The 15,264-nt window shown below is 67.1% G+C and carries 11 protein-coding genes; all 11 read right to left on the bottom strand.

The features are described from left to right. Positions 1-3 precede the first annotated feature (3 nt). Entirely contained in the window at positions 4-2,376 is a 2,373-nt protein-coding gene (bcsB, locus tag ABIA73_RS09900; protein WP_354275722.1) for a cellulose biosynthesis cyclic di-GMP-binding regulatory protein BcsB, read from the bottom strand. Then, a complete protein-coding gene (bcsA, locus tag ABIA73_RS09905; protein WP_025876674.1) occupies positions 2,373-4,997 on the bottom strand; it encodes a UDP-forming cellulose synthase catalytic subunit in 2,625 nt (874 codons plus the stop codon). The genes bcsB and bcsA overlap by 4 nt, the downstream gene beginning before the upstream one ends. After that, positions 4,994-5,749 carry a cellulose biosynthesis protein BcsQ gene (gene bcsQ / locus ABIA73_RS09910; RefSeq protein ID WP_025876676.1) on the bottom strand — a complete coding sequence of 252 codons (756 nt, stop codon included), beginning with the start codon at positions 5,747-5,749 and terminating at the stop codon, positions 4,994-4,996. The genes bcsA and bcsQ overlap by 4 nt, the downstream gene beginning before the upstream one ends. Continuing rightward, positions 5,746-5,925 carry a cellulose biosynthesis protein BcsR gene (gene bcsR / locus ABIA73_RS09915; protein ID WP_025876678.1) on the bottom strand — a complete coding sequence of 60 codons (180 nt, stop codon included), beginning with the start codon at positions 5,923-5,925 and terminating at the stop codon, positions 5,746-5,748. The genes bcsQ and bcsR overlap by 4 nt, the downstream gene beginning before the upstream one ends. Further along, a complete protein-coding gene (bcsG, locus tag ABIA73_RS09920) occupies positions 5,925-7,553 on the bottom strand; it encodes a cellulose biosynthesis protein BcsG (protein ID WP_025876680.1) in 1,629 nt (542 codons plus the stop codon). Before bcsG ends, bcsR begins: the two co-directional genes overlap by 1 nt. Further along, positions 7,550-7,729 (bottom strand): cellulose biosynthesis protein BcsF, encoded by a 180-nt coding sequence (bcsF, locus tag ABIA73_RS09925; protein WP_025876682.1) that lies wholly within the window; start codon positions 7,727-7,729, stop codon positions 7,550-7,552. The genes bcsG and bcsF overlap by 4 nt, the downstream gene beginning before the upstream one ends. Further along, positions 7,726-9,264 (bottom strand): BcsE family c-di-GMP-binding protein, encoded by a 1,539-nt coding sequence (locus tag ABIA73_RS09930; protein WP_134831988.1) that lies wholly within the window; start codon positions 9,262-9,264, stop codon positions 7,726-7,728. The genes bcsF and ABIA73_RS09930 overlap by 4 nt, the downstream gene beginning before the upstream one ends. Before the next feature lie 238 nt (positions 9,265-9,502). Next, a complete protein-coding gene (pncB, locus tag ABIA73_RS09935; protein WP_025876686.1) occupies positions 9,503-10,690 on the bottom strand; it encodes a nicotinate phosphoribosyltransferase in 1,188 nt (395 codons plus the stop codon). Between the two features lie 109 nt (positions 10,691-10,799). Next, positions 10,800-11,639, bottom strand: coding sequence for a glycosyltransferase family 2 protein (locus ABIA73_RS09940; protein ID WP_025876688.1), 840 nt, complete (start codon positions 11,637-11,639; stop codon positions 10,800-10,802). Continuing rightward, positions 11,636-12,490 (bottom strand): glycosyltransferase family 2 protein, encoded by an 855-nt coding sequence (locus ABIA73_RS09945; RefSeq protein ID WP_025876690.1) that lies wholly within the window; start codon positions 12,488-12,490, stop codon positions 11,636-11,638. Before ABIA73_RS09945 ends, ABIA73_RS09940 begins: the two co-directional genes overlap by 4 nt. 560 nt (positions 12,491-13,050) lie before the next feature. Continuing rightward, positions 13,051-15,261, bottom strand: coding sequence for a type II secretion system secretin GspD (gene gspD / locus ABIA73_RS09950; RefSeq protein ID WP_354275723.1), 2,211 nt, complete (start codon positions 15,259-15,261; stop codon positions 13,051-13,053). Positions 15,262-15,264 lie beyond the last annotated feature (3 nt).

The raw sequence follows: 15,264 nt of genomic DNA on the forward strand, positions 1-15,264 counted from the left end.
CAATCAGTGCCCCGGATCCAGCCGCTTGGCTGCCACCCAGCGCAGCACACGCCAGAACAGGAATGCCACCATCAGCACCACCACCGTGGCCAGCACCGCCAGCAGTGCCGGGTGGTCGGCCAGGTGGTACCAGAGCAGCAGCCACCACGGCAGCGCGCCAACGTAGTAATGGTCGCCGACGAACTGGCTGTGGATGCCCGAACTGCGCAGGATCGCCACCGAACCGGCGATCGCCTGGCGCTTGCCGGTATCGCTGAGGGCTTCGTCGAGCAGGCCGTAGTCGGCGGCATTGCTGGCCGCCAGCGAGACGATACTGCGCTGCGCGTGATGCGGCGACTGCAGGCCGATGATCGCCGCGAAGGGCGCTTCGGCGGTGACCGCCACCTGGGTAACTGCCGGATCACCGGCACGGCTGCCGCGACGGGCCTGCTCCATCGCCAGCTGCGGCGACGGTGACTGGCCATTGAGCAGGCGCGTACGCTGGTCATCGATCAGCAGCGACAACTGATCGCTGCCACGCAGCTCTGCCGGCATTGCACCCAGCATCAGCAGGTCGGCATCCAGTGCGCTGGCCTGCTTCCAGTCGTCGGACAGGCGCAGGCCATAGGCCGGGTACCCCGTCTGTACGCCCAGGCCGCCCACCAGATTCAACAGCAGGCTGACCTGCGACTCGCTCGCCGTTGCCGGCACCAGCACCACCGTCTCGGACAGATCGGCCATGCGGCTGAAGGGGAAACCGCTGAGCGCGAATGCGGACAGGTCCGGCAGGCCCATGTAGTGGTGGAAACCGGAGAAGTCGATGGTCGAATCTTCTTCGATCGCCGCCTGCAGGTTCGGCGGCAGCACCGTCTGGCAGTGGTCGCGCTGGGCACTGCCCATCACGCTGGCAAAGTTGAAATCAAAGCGCAGCTGGTTGCGGTCGCCCAGCTTGAGCGAGGGAATCAGCAGGCGGCCGTCGTCGGCACCGGCGTCGCCGGCCAGCACCGGCAGGCGGATTTCCTCCAGACCCTGCTTGCCGTTGCGGCGCACCAGCGGGAAGCTGGAAATGAACTGGTCGTTGATTGCTACGCCCAATCGCGATTCATCGCTGCCGAACGGCGGCGTGTAGCGGTAACGCAGGTTCAGCGGAATGCCCTGGTTGCGCCAGATGAAAAGATCCGGCGGCAGGTTGAGGTTGACCGTGATCGGCTGCGGCGACACGCCGTTTGCATGCAGCTGCTGCGGGTAGTCGAGCAGTTCGGCCAAGCGCACGGCCCGGTCGGTGCGCACCCAGTTAGGTGCATCGTACGGCTTGCGCGGGGCCAACGGCTTGACCTCGTCGATGCTGACCTGGCGGCCACGGAACAACGCGTTGCCCGCCGCCATCGCCGCCACCGCCTTCTGCAGATCGTCATCGTTGCGGCCCAACACCAGCAGCAGCTTGCGCTGCGGATCCTCCGGCAGCGCCATCAGCTCGACCACCGGGCCCTTCACCGGTGCATGGTTGGCGATCACCGGCGGGAACTTGCCATTGACTGCCAGCACCACGGCATGGCCCTGCGCCGGCAGTTGGCCGAAGCTGACCGGGAAACGCGCCTGCCGCCACCAGCCGGCCAGGCTGCCGAAGTAAGAGGCCATCATGGCACCGGCGCGTTGCTGGGCCAACGTCGGTGCGGCACCGAACACCACCGGCAGCTCCAGGCGCGCGGTGTCGCGTGGATCGAAGAACGGCAGCGGGAAGTTGGCCAGGTCATCCTGCATCGCCAGCAGCTGTCCGCCCAGGCGCAGCGTGCTGTTGCTGGACAGGTTCACCCACAGCGAACTGTGGGTGGGTTCTTCGCAGATGTCGGTGTAATGGCCGACAAATTCCAGCCGCACCTGGTTGAAGTCTGCGATCAGGCGCGCATCCAGCGGCAGCTTGGCCTGCACCGGGCGGCCAAGCTGGTCGTTGCTGATCGGCACCACGCCCATCAACGCATCGTTGAGATAGACCCGCAGGTGCGACAGGGTCGGCAGCAGCGACGGCGACGGTGTGAAGCTCAGGTCCAGTTCGGCCTCGCGCGCGAGCCGGTCGCGGCGCACCTGGAATTCGAAGGTGGTCGCGTTGCGCACGCCCGACAACAGCGTGTCCTGGCGACGACCCAACTGGGCGAAGGTACTTTCGCGTTGCCAAGGCCAGGCACTGCCTGCCCAGGTCTGCGGCAGTGCAGCTTCACTGCGCTGCGCAGGAACCGTTGCAGCCGCCACCGGGGTCGGTACGGCGACCTGGGCAGCCGGTGCGTCCGGGGTGGAACCAGTGGTCGGCATGCGTGCCGGGGCCGGCGCACTGTTGCCCGAGGCCACAGGCAAGGCCAGCAGAGGCAGCAGCAGCCAGCGCAGAGAGGACGGAATGCTCATGGACGAAGCCCTGGATCAGCGGCTGGGTCAGCCGGGTGGGATGGAAGCGGACGTTGCGGGGCGAAACTGGCCAGCCAGCGCAGCAGGCGACGGTTCCAGTGCGCGGGACGGTCAAGGTCGAACGGAGTGAAGTCGCCCATCCGCCGGTAACCGCGCCAACCCAGCACCAGCACGCTCCACAGGCTGCGTGGCAGGCTCTTGGGCTGATAGCCGGCGTGCCAGTCGAGCCACGCATCGGCGCGGGCGAAGGTGCACTGGGCAAATTCCACGCGCTGGCGTTCATTCTCGAACGTCAACAGCAGGCCGAGGCGATGGCCAACGCTGCGCTGCACCCGTGCGGGGAACGCAAACTCGCGGCGGCCCCGGCCCAGCAGCACCTGCACCGGTTGCCCCTCAAGCAGCTGCGGGTCGTCGCCCAGCTCGATGCCGACACCGTCGTTGGAGTAATCCTGCATGACGCCACGCAGGCGGCGACCATCGGGAACCTGCAGGGCCATCGGCAAGCGTGTCGTCACGCGATGGGTGCGGCGCACCTGCTGCACCTCGGCGGCCACGGCCAGCGCGCCACCGATGATCAGCAGGTTGTACAGCACCCACAGCGAGCTGACGACCACGGTGCCGCGTTCATCAGCCGGGCCGTGCATGAAGCGCCAGACCGCAAAGCACAGGCCCAGCACGTTCAACAGCGCCAGCACCAGGTATGGCCGTGCCACACGCCAGTCGAAACGGTCACCGGCCTGGGTGCCGCCCTTGTCGGTGACGTTGAACTTGCCGCGCCCCGGGCTGAACAACGCAATGGTGGTCGGCCGTGCGATGTACCAGGCCAGCACGGTCTCGTAGACCTCGCCCCAGAAAGGCCGCCGATACTTGCCCTGGATGCGTGCGTTGGTAAGGCTGGCGTGGGCCATGTGCGGCACCACGAACAACAGGATGGCCAGTGCTGGCGCATAGATGATGTAGACGTGCAGCAGCAGGAACGCCAGCGGCGCGGTGAGGAACACCAGACGTGGAATGCCGGCGAGGAAGTGCAGCATCGCGTTGGCGTAGCAGAAGCGCTGGAACAGGCTCAGGCCCTTGCCGATCAGGGGATTGTCGATGCGGAAGATCTGCACCATGCCGCGCGCCCAGCGGATGCGCTGGTTGACATGCGCTCCCAGGCTGTCGGTGGCCAGGCCAGCCGCCTGCGGGATACGCAGGTACGCCGAGTTCCAACCGTTGCGATGCAGGCGCAGCGCAGTATGCGCATCCTCGGTGACGGTCTCGGTGGCAAAGCCGCCAATGGCATCGATCGCCTCGCGGCGCAGCACCGCGCAGGAGCCACAGAAGAAGGCCGCGTTCCACAGGTCGTTGCCATCCTGCACAAGACCGTAGAACAACTCGCCCTCGTTGGGGTCGCTGCGGAATACCTGCAGGTTGCGCTCGAACGGATCGGCCGAGAAGAAGTGGTGCGGCGTCTGTACCAGCGCCAGCTTCGGGTCGCGCAGGAACCAGCCGCAGGAGACCTGCAGGAACGACCGCACCGGCAGATGATCGCTGTCGAAGATGGCCACCAGTTCGCCATCAATCAAGGTCAGGGCGTGATTGAGGTTGCCCGCCTTGGCGTGTCGGTTGTCGGTGCGGGTGATGTAGTTCACTCCGGTACGTTCGGCGAAAGCGCGGAACTCTTCGCGCCTGCCGTCGTCGAGAATGTGGATGCGCAGCTTGTCGGCCGGCCAGTCCAGGCCCATCGCCGCGTACACGGTGTGCCGCACCAGGGCCAGGTCTTCGTTGTAGGTGGGAATGAGCACATCCACCGTCGGCCACTGCTGGACATCGGCGGGCAGCGGCGCCGGGCGACGGCGCAGCGGCCAGGCCACCTGCACATACCCCAGCATCAGCACCAGCCACGAGTAGGTTTCCGCAGCCAACAGCACCAGCCCGCAGATCAGGTCGAAGGTGCTGTTCCAGTTCAACGTGGCCGTATAGCGCCACCACAGGTAGCGGCAGGACACGGTGATCGACAGCACCACCAGCACCAGGGTGGCGTAGCGCCCCTGCATGCGCCGCACCAGCAGGGCGATGACCCACAGCAGCAGCACGAACACGAACTGCGCGAAGTAGGTGAACGGCTGGGTGATGCACAGCACGGCCAGGCCCAGCGTGACCAGGCCGATCAGGAACGTCAGCAGATTGCGCGTACGCGGCGACAGCCCCTGCAGGCGCTGGCTTGCCCAGGCCATGAAGCGGCTGTTCCAGACCTCGTTGGGTGCATCGCGCATTGCGCGCACGTAGCGCAGGTGACCACGCCCGGCGGCACCGCGCAGCTCGGCGATGCGTTGCCGGCGCGCGCGCGCCAAGCGTTGCCGGCGCTGCGAAGGGCGCGGCACCAAGCGCACGATCGACAACCAGAGCGCCTGGATCAGCAAGCGGATCGGATCGCCGGGGCGCCAGCGACGGTCACCCTGCAACTGCGGGAAGGCACCGCGCAGGCGCGGCGCCAATGCCTGCCATGCCGGAGCTTCCAGGCGCAGGAACGCCCAGCCGATGGCCTGCAGCAGCCACAGCACCAGGCAAGTCGCCCACGGCGCATGTACCCGATCACGCAGGCGGCTCCAATGCAGGTAGTACACCCGCGCGCTCATCCGTGCGCGCCCTCCGCCTGCCGCCGGGCAGACTCGGCCAGGCACCACAACGCGAGGCCATCGATATCAGCGGCGGCCAGCGAATCGGCCGCGTAGCGGCCCAACGGCTGCTTGCTGGCCAACGCCGCCGGTACCCGCGCATCCTCATGCAGCGGTTGCGGCAGCAGGCGCGCAGCATGCGAGTGCAGCCACAACTGCATCAGGTCGCGCTGTACCGGCACAGCAGGATCGTAGCGATTGGCCAGCACACGGCGCGCGTCGGCACCTTGCCGTTGCAGCGCCACATGGTTGGCCGGATCGACACAGGCCAGGCGGAGCGGCAAGGTGCAAGCGGCATGCTGGTTGATCGCGGCCACGTGTGCAGGCAGCCGCTGTGGCAGGTCGAACATCACCCAGTCGAACTGCGGCGCCAACAGCGGCATGCGATCGGCCCAGGTGGCCGGCGCCGCCTGCAGCCACTGCTCTACCTGCAGTGCCTCAGCGTCATCGACGCGGCCATAGGGAAGCACGGCCAAGCCAGGCGCGCAGGCGAAGGCCGCCGCGCGCCAGTCGCCTCCGTCAAGCTGGGCACGCGCCCAGCCACCCGCTTCCTTTGCGGGCAGGCCCAGGTGCAGGCCAAGCATCTGGTCCGGGCTGCATTCGACCAGCAGCACGCGCTGGCCCTGCGCATGCAGGGCCTGGCCCAGCGCTGCCAGCACGGTGGTTACCCCGGTGCCGCCATGCACGCCCTGCAGGGACAACAGCGTGTTCATCGCTGCTGCTCCAGCTCCGCCAGCAGCGGCCAGCGCGCCAGCGCCTGCTCGCGCTCGCGCTGCGCCGAAAAGTCCACGTAGGGCATCTCCGGCATGTTCAGGCTGCGCCGCAGCAGGTCGATGTCGTCTTCCTCGACCGACAGGGTGGTGGGCACCGCGAGAATGTCGGCAGCCATCAGCGTTTGTCCTCGGGATAAGGGCTCCAGGTCTGGCTGCCCTGCAGCTGCAGCCACGGCTTGCCGTCGTAGTCGATGACCTTGGCGCCTTCGTTCTCGGAAACCGATGGCGTTCGCGGCAACCCCTTCAGCAGGCTGTCCCAGTCACGGTCGGCCGGCGGCGACTGCGCGTTGAGCGCGTAGACCCGTGCCACCAGCTCGGAGATGGCCAGGTAGCTGCTCGGTTCGGGAATGTGGCGCGGGCCGCCGGCAGCAGGTGCCCCCATACCGACCAGCTTCACGCCTACCGGCACGTGGGTGATCGACGGGCTGGGAATTTCACGCATGCCCGGGATCTGCATGCGATCGCCGTGCAGTGCGGCACCGTGTTCGGGTACCACCACGATCATGGCGCGGCGCCCACTCTTCTCCACCGCGTCGACGAAGCCGGCCATGTCACCGAGCACCATCTGCGCACGCGCCTTGTAGTCGGCAGCGTTGGCACGACCATCGGCGCCGACGATGCGGTTGCCGTCGTGCAGCGAGATCGTGTTGTAGAACAGCGCGACCTGCTGGGTGGATTCGGCCTGGCGTTGCTTGAACCAGCTGTTCAGCACGTCGCCATCGCGACGCAACGGTGACTTGTCGAACGCCACCAGCGCGCGCGGCAGTGGATTGATGTCCATCGGTTTGGCCTGCAGGCCGCCGTACTTGGAGAGCTCGCCGATGAAATCGTCGAAATGGCCATCATGATTCATGGCCAGCTCGCTCTGGAAACCGAGGCGCTGCAGGTTGGAGAACAGCTGGCACTCGGCCGGTACCGGGTCGAACAGCGCGGTGTGCGAAGTCTGCCCGCAGCTGGCGCGCAGCAGGCGGATGGCCGCCGGCCCGCTGTAGGCGGTTGCCGAATTGAAATCGTCGAAGACCACGTCCATGCGGTCGAGCAGGTTGTTCTGGCGCAGCCCCACTTCGTCCAGGTCGCTCCAGGCCAGCGAGCAGATGTTGAGGATGATGACGTCGAAGGGCGCGCCGCTGGCCGGCGCCGGGAAGGCCGTCTTCAAACTTGACTGCTGCTGGTAGAAGCTTGCCAGCCAGGCGTTGAGGTTGTCGTTGCTGGCCGGTGCCAGCGGCGCACGACCGGAGCCCGTATTGCCGGTGGCGGCCACGGCCTGGCCCTGTCGCGCGACCAGGTCTGCTGGCAGCGGCAGCGCAACCACCGCCATGCCGAGCATGCCCAGCACGCTGAGGGTGGTGATGCGCAGCCACGGTTTCAGCAGGTAATAGGCCACCAGCAGCAGGGCCAGCACCGCCACCATCTGCCAGTTGATGAAGCGCTGGGCCAGTTCCAGCCAATAGTCGGCAGAAAAGTCGAGCACGCCCGGCTGCGCCAGCAATCGCTGGAACGGCGGCCACCAGGTGTCCTGGTAGTACAGCGCCACGCCAACGGGGACAGCCACCACCGTCCGCGCGATACGCGCCCAGCGCCAGCGCAGCGGCACCAGCAGCGCGCCGAGGAACAGCAGGTTGGGCAGGATCTTCAGGTCCAGCGCACCCATCCAGGCCAGCACCACCTTGGACAGGAAGTACAGGTTCCAGCCGCGCAGGTCGGCCCAGGCGAACGGCGATGCGGGCAATGCCTGCGGACTCATGCCGGCCTCCGCGGTGCGCGCTGGCGCACGCCCGCCCGGCGCAGGTGACGTGGCGGCAACCACCCACCGACGCGTCGGCGCAGGCCTCGCCACAGCACGCCCAGCATCGCGCCGAACGGAATCATCAATACCGCGCAGGCGACGATCAACGTCCACAGCTGCTGGTCGGTGGTCATGTGTCGTCTCCCAGCCGCAACGGTGTTGGCGTTGCAAATGGCACTGCTACAACCGTCGCAACTGCGACCGGCGCGGGTTCCGCAGGCTGCGGCAGCAGCTCCGTCTCCGGATCGCTGCCGCTGGCGTTCATCGCCGCGATATCGTATTCGGCAAGCCGCTGGTAACCGTCGAACAGCTCGCGCCAGGGCAGCCGGAACAGGTTGCCCAGCGCCTGTTCGATGGCATCGCGGCGACAGCCGAACAGGAACAGGCGCACCTGCCCGCGGTACACGCAGGCCAGGTCGCCCTGGCGGCGGATGCGCAGCTGCTGCAGCGTCTGCTCGGCGCGCAGGCCAGCCACCGGCTGCAATGCCAGCACTGCACTCTCCACGGCGCTGCCGTCCTGGTCGATGCGTTCACTGGCGATCTGGCGGAAGCGCGACGCACTGACCTGGCCACTGATCGACGGCGGCCGGTGCGCACGGATCAACGGTTCCGGATCGTCAGCCAACTGGCCCTGCCAGCGCTGCCGCTGCACGGTATCGAGCAAGGTCAACAGGCGCGGCAAAGGGGTGTGGGCAGGCACCACGAGGCTGCCGCCGCACTGCAGCAACAGCCGCTCATCGGCGTAGCGCAGGCAGGGTTGCAGTTCGCGTACCACCAGCTTCACAGCATCGCCGCGCTCACGCCGCAGGCGATGCAGCAATCGCGCCAGGGCGTCGACCTGTGCGTTTTCGCTGATGGCGACCACCACCGTGGCTTCGCGTGCCTGCAGCGCGGCAGGCATCAGGCCAGCCCAGCCTTCATACAGGCGCCAGGCCGACGACAACGGCGGGGCACCTTCCAGTACATCGGCCTGGGCCAGGAACAGGTCGCGGTCGCTGCCGCCCTCGCCCGCCACTGACGGCGCTTCAACCTCGGGGTCGACCAAGCGCTGCAGACGCTGCTCGACTTGTTCAACGGTGAAGGCACGTTGTGCGACGACGCCGTGGCTGTTGGTCCAGTAATGCAGCAACAGCTGCAGTGCACCACGGTGTGGATGCAACTGGGCGACACCGGCGCAGCTCCGGTTCAAGGGCAACAGACGCGGAGCGAGCGTGGCCACCTCGCCATGGCAGAGCAGCAGCAGGACCTGCGCGGCGTTCTGCGCCCACTGCTGCAGGCGCTGGCACCAGCGCGACAAACGCGCGTCGTCCCAACCGTCCAGTGCAGCCACGGGGAACTGCACGATGCACATGCGCGTTGTGGCGCCTGAAGCGCGAGGCAAGTCCTCGGCAAGGCCGCGCAGGGCCAACTGCATGCCCTGGTGCGAGCACTGGAACATGTGCACCCGTGCAGGGCCCTGTTCGGGCGTCAGCAGAGACAACATCGGCTCGACGCCGCGCCCCAGCGTTGCCAGCACTACGTCATCAAGATCGCCCGCGCCGATCAACGCACTGGCGCCGAGCAGATCGGCCGGCGCGCTGCCAGCAGCAACGACCCAGTACACGCTGCCACCGCGCATTTCGACGAATTCGGCCGGCATGCCGGCAATGGCAAGATGGGGCGCCGTCACGCGTTGTTCCTTTCAGCGGCCATCGGTGGGTCCATTGGCAGACTTGCAGGGTGGATACTGCAGCGAAGGGAACTCATTTGATGACGCACGTCACATTCGTGTGGTTGTGGGCGCATCATACCGTCGATCCTGATGCTTGCGGCATCAAGGCACAGTCAATTACTGCCACCCGCGATGTGCGGCAATCACCACATGCAGGGCAGCCACGGGCCGCGGTGCGGCCCCGGACCGACCGCGATCAGGTCTGGGCCGGATCCGGCAGTTCGAATACTTGCCGCAGGTAGGACAGGTAGCCCGGGTCGTCGCACATGCTCTTGCCCGGCGAGTCACTGAGCTTGGCCACCGGCTGGCCGTTGCAGCGGACCATCTTGATGACGATGTTCAGCGGGGTCGGCCCCAGATCGTTGGTCAGGTGGGTGCCCACGCCGAACGCCACCTGGCAGCGGCCACGGAAGTAGTCGTACAGGCGCATCACCTTGGTGATGTCGAGCCCATCGCTGAACACCAGTACTTTGCTGCGCGGGTCGACGCGGCGCAGCTGGAAGTGGGCCAGCATGCGGTCGCCCCAGTCGAACGGGTCGCCGGAATCATGGCGCACGCCGTCGAACAGCTTGCAGAAATACATGTCGAAGTCGCGCAGGAACGCATCCAGCCCGACCACGTCGGACAGGGCGATGCCAAGGTCGCCGCGGTACTCGCGCGCCCACGACTCCAGCGCCGCCACCTGCGAATCGCGCAGGCGCGGGCCCAGTGCCTGGAACGCCTGCAGGTACTCGTGGGCCATGGTGCCGTGCGGCGTCATGCCGTACAGGCGCGCGAAGTGCACGTTGCTGGTGCCGACCAGCTGCGGGCCCAGCGCATCGCGCAGCAGCGGCAGCAGGCGGGCATGCCAGTCGCGCGAGTAGCGGCGGCGGCTGCCATAGTCGGCGATGCGGCACTGCTCGAAGCCAGGGGTATCGCGCAGCAGCGCGGCCTTGGCCTGCAGGCGGCGTTCGCCTTCGGCGAAATCCGCCGTGGTGGTGTTGCGGAACCAGACTTCGTTGATGATCGCCAGCAGCGGCACTTCGAACAGGATCGTGTGCAGCCACGGACCGGTGATGTCCAGTTCGATCTCGCCGGGCACCGTCTTCGACGCGCGCAGCTGGATGTATTTGCGGTCCAGGTGGAACAGGCCGAGGAAGTCGGCGAAATCGGGCTTCACAAAGCGCAGGCCACGCATGTAATCCAGCTCTTCATTGCTGAAGCGCAGGCTGCACAGGTGGTCGATCTCCTCATCAATCTGGTCGATGTAGCGGGCCAGCTCGATACCGGGGGTGCGGCATTTGAAACGGTATTGAACCTGCGCGCCGGGGTGCTGGTGCAGCACCGCCTGCATCATGGTGAACTTGTACAGGTCGGTGTCGAGCAGGGACTGGATGATAGGCATGGGGGAATTATGCGCCCGTTCGGGTGAACAGGGGTCCGTGATGGAGGTGGCGCCCTCACGCGCTCTGCAGTCGGTCCACGCCATGTGTGGATGATCCTGTGGCAGCGCGTTACAGCGACCTGCGCAGCAACCTCGGCACCTGCACCAGTGCATGGGCCCAGATCGCCCCCCACACCGCCACCCGCACCGGCAACGACCGCTGCGGCGCTTCGAACTTGCTGAAATAGCGCCATAGCCCGCGATGCTTGTGCCATTCAACGAAGAACGGGCGCGAGCGGCTGGACACCCCGCGCACGTGGGTCACCTTCAGGTCGTTGGCGATGGCGACCACGCCACCGGCCTCGCGCACGCGGCGGCACAAGTCCAGGTCTTCGGCGTGCAGCCGGTAGCCGGCATCCCAGCCGCCGATGCGATCAAACAGGGCGCGCGGCATCAGCAGCAGCGCACCGGACAATGCCGGCACCTGCTGCAATGGCTGCGCCGGGTCGCGGGCAATGGCCAACCGCGCGCCACGACCGGGTGAGCGCAGCATGGCAAGGAAGTCCGGATCACGGCGCCGTACCGCTTCATCGGCCTGGCCCTGCTCGTCCACCTGCTCCACCCCCAGCAGACTGTCGCCCACCGCATTGGCGCAGTCACGCAGGGCTGCCAGCGTATCGACTTCGACCATCAGGTCGGGATTGATGAAGGCCAGCCACGGGCTGCGTGAATCGGCAACGCCCTGGTTGTTGGCCGCGGCAAAACCCGGGTTGTCCGGGTTGGCGATGAAACGTACACGCGGATCGTGGCTGGCGTGGCGTTGCACGACTTCCAGGGTGTCATCCAGCGAACCATTGTCGACCACCCGGATCTCGGCCACGTCCTGCGCCTGGCGCAGCCGCGACAGGCACGCATCGATGGTACTGCCGCTCTGGTAGGTGACGACGATGGCGGCAATGGCGGAATTCAAACAGGCGGCTCCAACGGTGATGGCGGGACGAACAGGTCGCCCTGCCCGCGCGGCATTATCGCCTGCTGCAGGCCGTGCTGCAGGTCCTGGCGCAGCGTGTGCAGCGGGTCGTGCATCAGGAAGTCAGCCAGCCGCGGTACCCAGCCCGGCCAGCGCGCGGCCAGTGCTTCCAGATCGCCGTCGCGGCTGGGCGCTTCACTGGCACGGCTGACGAAGGCGTTTTCGCACAACACGTTGCGCCAACCGAGACCAGCCATGCGCAGGCTCAGATCGACCAGCGCCGCGTTCCAGCCCAGGTAGCTTTCTGCATCCAGGCCGCCGGCGCGCCGCCGAGCATTGGCGCGCACCAGCACGGCGTGGGTGACCGCCGAAGGGAGTTCAGGATGCAGGCTCGGCAGTGCGGCGCAGACATGTGCCAACAGCGCCGGGTCGCCCGGTTCGGGGTTGAGCTCGCCCAAGCGCGGCCAAGCCGCGGTTTCGCCCACGTTGCACCACGGCGTGGCCGTGGCAATGGCCGCGTCGCGTGCAAACGTGGCCTGCAGCTGCTGCAGCCATCCCGGTGCGGGCACGCTGTCCGGGGCCAGCACCGCCACGTCCAGGCCATCGCAGGCACGCAGCATTTCGTCCAGATGGGCAACCTCGCCCAGCGGCCGCGCGCGGCGGGTGTACTCGGCCTGCAACGGCGTATGTGCCAGCCAGTGTTCCACCACCGCCTGTGCACGTGGCCCGGCCTGTGCGTCATCGGCCAGCCAGATCGATGTTCCCGCTGCGGTACCGGCATCAAGCGCGGCCAGGCAGCGGTCAAGTACCGCGTCGTCCACGCCCAGCGGCAACAACACGATCGCCCCCATCCCGCCTCCGTGGTTGTCGGTGGCCACAGCGTAGCATCGGGTGGGTGTCGGCCGGGTTGCACCCGGCACCCGCAGAGGCTTCAAGCCAGGGCCGAAGCAACAGCAACAGCTGGGGTCCTGGGGGATGGCGGGGCGGTATCGGATTGCGGGGACGCCGCAAGTACGTCCTTGTAGGCTTGGCAGCCGCATCCATGCGGCTGACACCCCGCAATCCGACACCCCCCCCACCTTCGACAGTTTTCCGCGAACTGTCTGACCCCATTCCTGTATTTCGATATCTGAAAGATGTGTCGACCAAGGTCGACACCTACCAACAGCCCACGGAATCTGTCGGCGGCGGGGCGGTGTGGGCTGGCAGGACCGTTGGCGCCATGGATGGCGCCATCGAGCCCCCAGGGACGGGTTTACGGCGTGTCCTGCCAGCCCACACCGCCCCGCCATCCCACGGAATGCCCGCTGTTGCCGTTGCCGTTGCCGTTGCTTCGGCTTCGGCTTCGGCTTCGGCTTCGGCTTCGGCTTCAGCTTCGGCTTCGGAGGGTGCCGGGCGCAGCCCGGCCGGCTTACTTCCTGCGCGGCTGGTTCAGCGGTTCCATCGCGCGGAAGCGCTGGCTGTACTCGTCGGTCAGGGTGCGGGCTTCCTGGCCGTTGCGGACGATGGTCGGGGTCAGCAGCACGATCACTTCCGAACGACGGCTGGTGCGGCTCTTCTGGCCGAACAGCGCGCCCAGTACCGGAATCCGGCTCAGGCCGGGAATGCCGCTGCTGCCATCGGTGGCCGAATCGGTGATCAGGCCGGCCAGCATGATGGTGTCCCCGCTCTGCACCGCCGCCTCGGTGGCCAGCTTCTTGGTGGAGATGCGCGGATTGCAGTTGCGCTCCTGCGGATTGCAGTTCTCCGGCACGTCCGATGCGCTGCTGATCTCCTGCACGATATCCAGGAACACCGTACCGTCACGGGTTACGCGCGGGCGCACCTTGAGGATCACGCCGGTGTCGATGTACTGCACCGAGCTGTAGCTGCTGGTGCCGATGCCGGTGTTGACCGTGGTGGTGTTGATCGGCACCTTGTCGCCGACGTTGAGGGTGGCTTCGGCGTTGTTGCGCACGAACACCGAGGGCGTCTGCAGCAGGCGCACGTCGGTGACCTTGTCCAGCGCACTGACCACGGCTGCACCGTTGTGCCCGGTGAACGCCCAGCCGGCGCCATCGGTACCGGTCACCGCACCGGCGAAGGTGTTCCAGGAGCCGCCGGCCGCTGCTGGCAGGGTCAACCCGGACAGCGCGCCGGTCAGCGCGCGCCCCGCCACGGCATTGTCGAAGAACCAGTTGACGCCGTACTTCAGGTCGCCGGTCAGCCCGACTTCGGCCACCTGCGCTTCGATGTGTACCTGCAGCGGCATCACGTCCAGCTTTTCGATCACCTCGCGGATCGAGCGCCAGGCCTGCGGTGTCGAACGCACCAGCAGCGTGTTGGTTTCCTCCACCGCCGACACGCCGACACGATCGCCTTCCACTTCCAGGCTGATGCTGACGTTGCCCGACTGGCGCTGCGGCAGGTTCAGGCTGCCGGCGCTGCTGCCACTACCACTGCTGCTGCCGCCACCGACCTGGTTGTTGAAACTGCTGCTGTTGCCCGCGTCCATACCGCGGTCGCCCTCGCTGCCCAGCTGCGAGGGAATGGCACCCGGCGCCAGCGATGCCGAGCCGGAGCCGCCGCGGTTGCCGCTGCTGGCAAAGGCTTCGCTGAGGCGCTCGGCCAGGTCGCGTGCCTTGATGTATCGCAGTTCATGCGAGAACAGGCGCGCGCTGCCGCCGGCGGTATCGATGCGGTCCAGCCACTGCTGGATCTGGTCCAGGTAGCGCACCTGCGGGGTGATCACCAGCACTGCATTGGCGTTTTCCAGCGGCAGGAAACGGAACATGCCGGCGCTGGGCGTCTTGCTCTCTTCGCCGAAGACCTTCTCCAGATCCGCCGCGACCTGCTCGGCCTTGCCGGACTGGATCGGGAATACACCCACCGACATGCCCGAAAGCCAGTCGACGTCGAAGATCTCGACGGTATGCAGGTAGTTCTCCAGTTCCGCACGCGTACCGCCGAGGGTGATCACGTTGCGGCCGCTGTCGACGTTGACGATGGCATTGGGCCGCGCATAGGGCTCCAGCACCTTCTTCATCTCGGTGGCGGAAATGAACTGCAGCGGCACCACGCGCACTTCAAAACCGCGTGCGCTGGAGGCCGGCGCGGTGCTCGGCGCCACGGTGCCGGCCAGTGCCTGGTCGGCGGCGACAATGTTGTAGCGGCCACCGCTGTAGACCATGCGGGCGTTGTTCCAGCCCAGCACCATCTCCAGCAGGTTCAGTGCCTGTGCCGGCGATACCGGCTTGGGCGTGGCCAGCGTCACCGTGCCCTGCACCCCCGGGGCGATCACGTAGTTCTGGCCGAGCATGTCCCCGAGGATGGCCTTGACCACCGCGTGCACCGACTCGCCTTCAAAGTTGAAGGTCGCCTCACCGGAGCTGGCCGCATGCAGCGCGGGCGACGGCTTGCGCGCGGCTTCGCGGTTGATCATGGTGCCGGTGCCACGGCGGATCACCGCCTGCGGCGCCCCCTTGGCTTGATCGGCCGCTTCGGTCTGCGCATCGACGGCAGCCTGGCCGGCACTGGCCGAGGGCTGCAGGTTGCCGTTGCGTTGCACATGCGGGGCCGACACGGTGCTGCAGCCGACCAGCAGCGTCAGGGCGAAGGACCAGGGAAGAAAACGCAGATTCATGCA

Origin of the sequence: Stenotrophomonas sp. 2694 (genome assembly GCF_040548715.1) — a bacterium.
Classification (GTDB): Bacteria; Pseudomonadota; Gammaproteobacteria; order Xanthomonadales; family Xanthomonadaceae; genus Stenotrophomonas; species Stenotrophomonas indicatrix.

Bases quoted from the DNA above. Each gene is read 5' to 3' on its own strand.
- gspD (WP_354275723.1), bottom strand. From the start codon at position 15,261: ATGAATCTGCGTTTTCTTCCCTGGTCCTTCGCCCTGACGCTGCTGGTC.
- bcsF (WP_025876682.1), bottom strand. From the start codon at position 7,729: ATGACCACCGACCAGCAGCTGTGGACGTTGATCGTCGCCTGCGCGGTA.
- bcsA (WP_025876674.1), bottom strand. From the start codon at position 4,997: ATGAGCGCGCGGGTGTACTACCTGCATTGGAGCCGCCTGCGTGATCGG.
- bcsB (WP_354275722.1), bottom strand. From the start codon at position 2,376: ATGAGCATTCCGTCCTCTCTGCGCTGGCTGCTGCTGCCTCTGCTGGCC.
- bcsG (WP_025876680.1), bottom strand. From the start codon at position 7,553: ATGAGTCCGCAGGCATTGCCCGCATCGCCGTTCGCCTGGGCCGACCTG.
- bcsQ (WP_025876676.1), bottom strand. From the start codon at position 5,749: ATGAACACGCTGTTGTCCCTGCAGGGCGTGCATGGCGGCACCGGGGTA.
- ABIA73_RS09945 (WP_025876690.1), bottom strand. From the start codon at position 12,490: ATGGGGGCGATCGTGTTGTTGCCGCTGGGCGTGGACGACGCGGTACTT.
- bcsR (WP_025876678.1), bottom strand. From the start codon at position 5,925: ATGGCTGCCGACATTCTCGCGGTGCCCACCACCCTGTCGGTCGAGGAA.
- pncB (WP_025876686.1), bottom strand. From the start codon at position 10,690: ATGCCTATCATCCAGTCCCTGCTCGACACCGACCTGTACAAGTTCACC.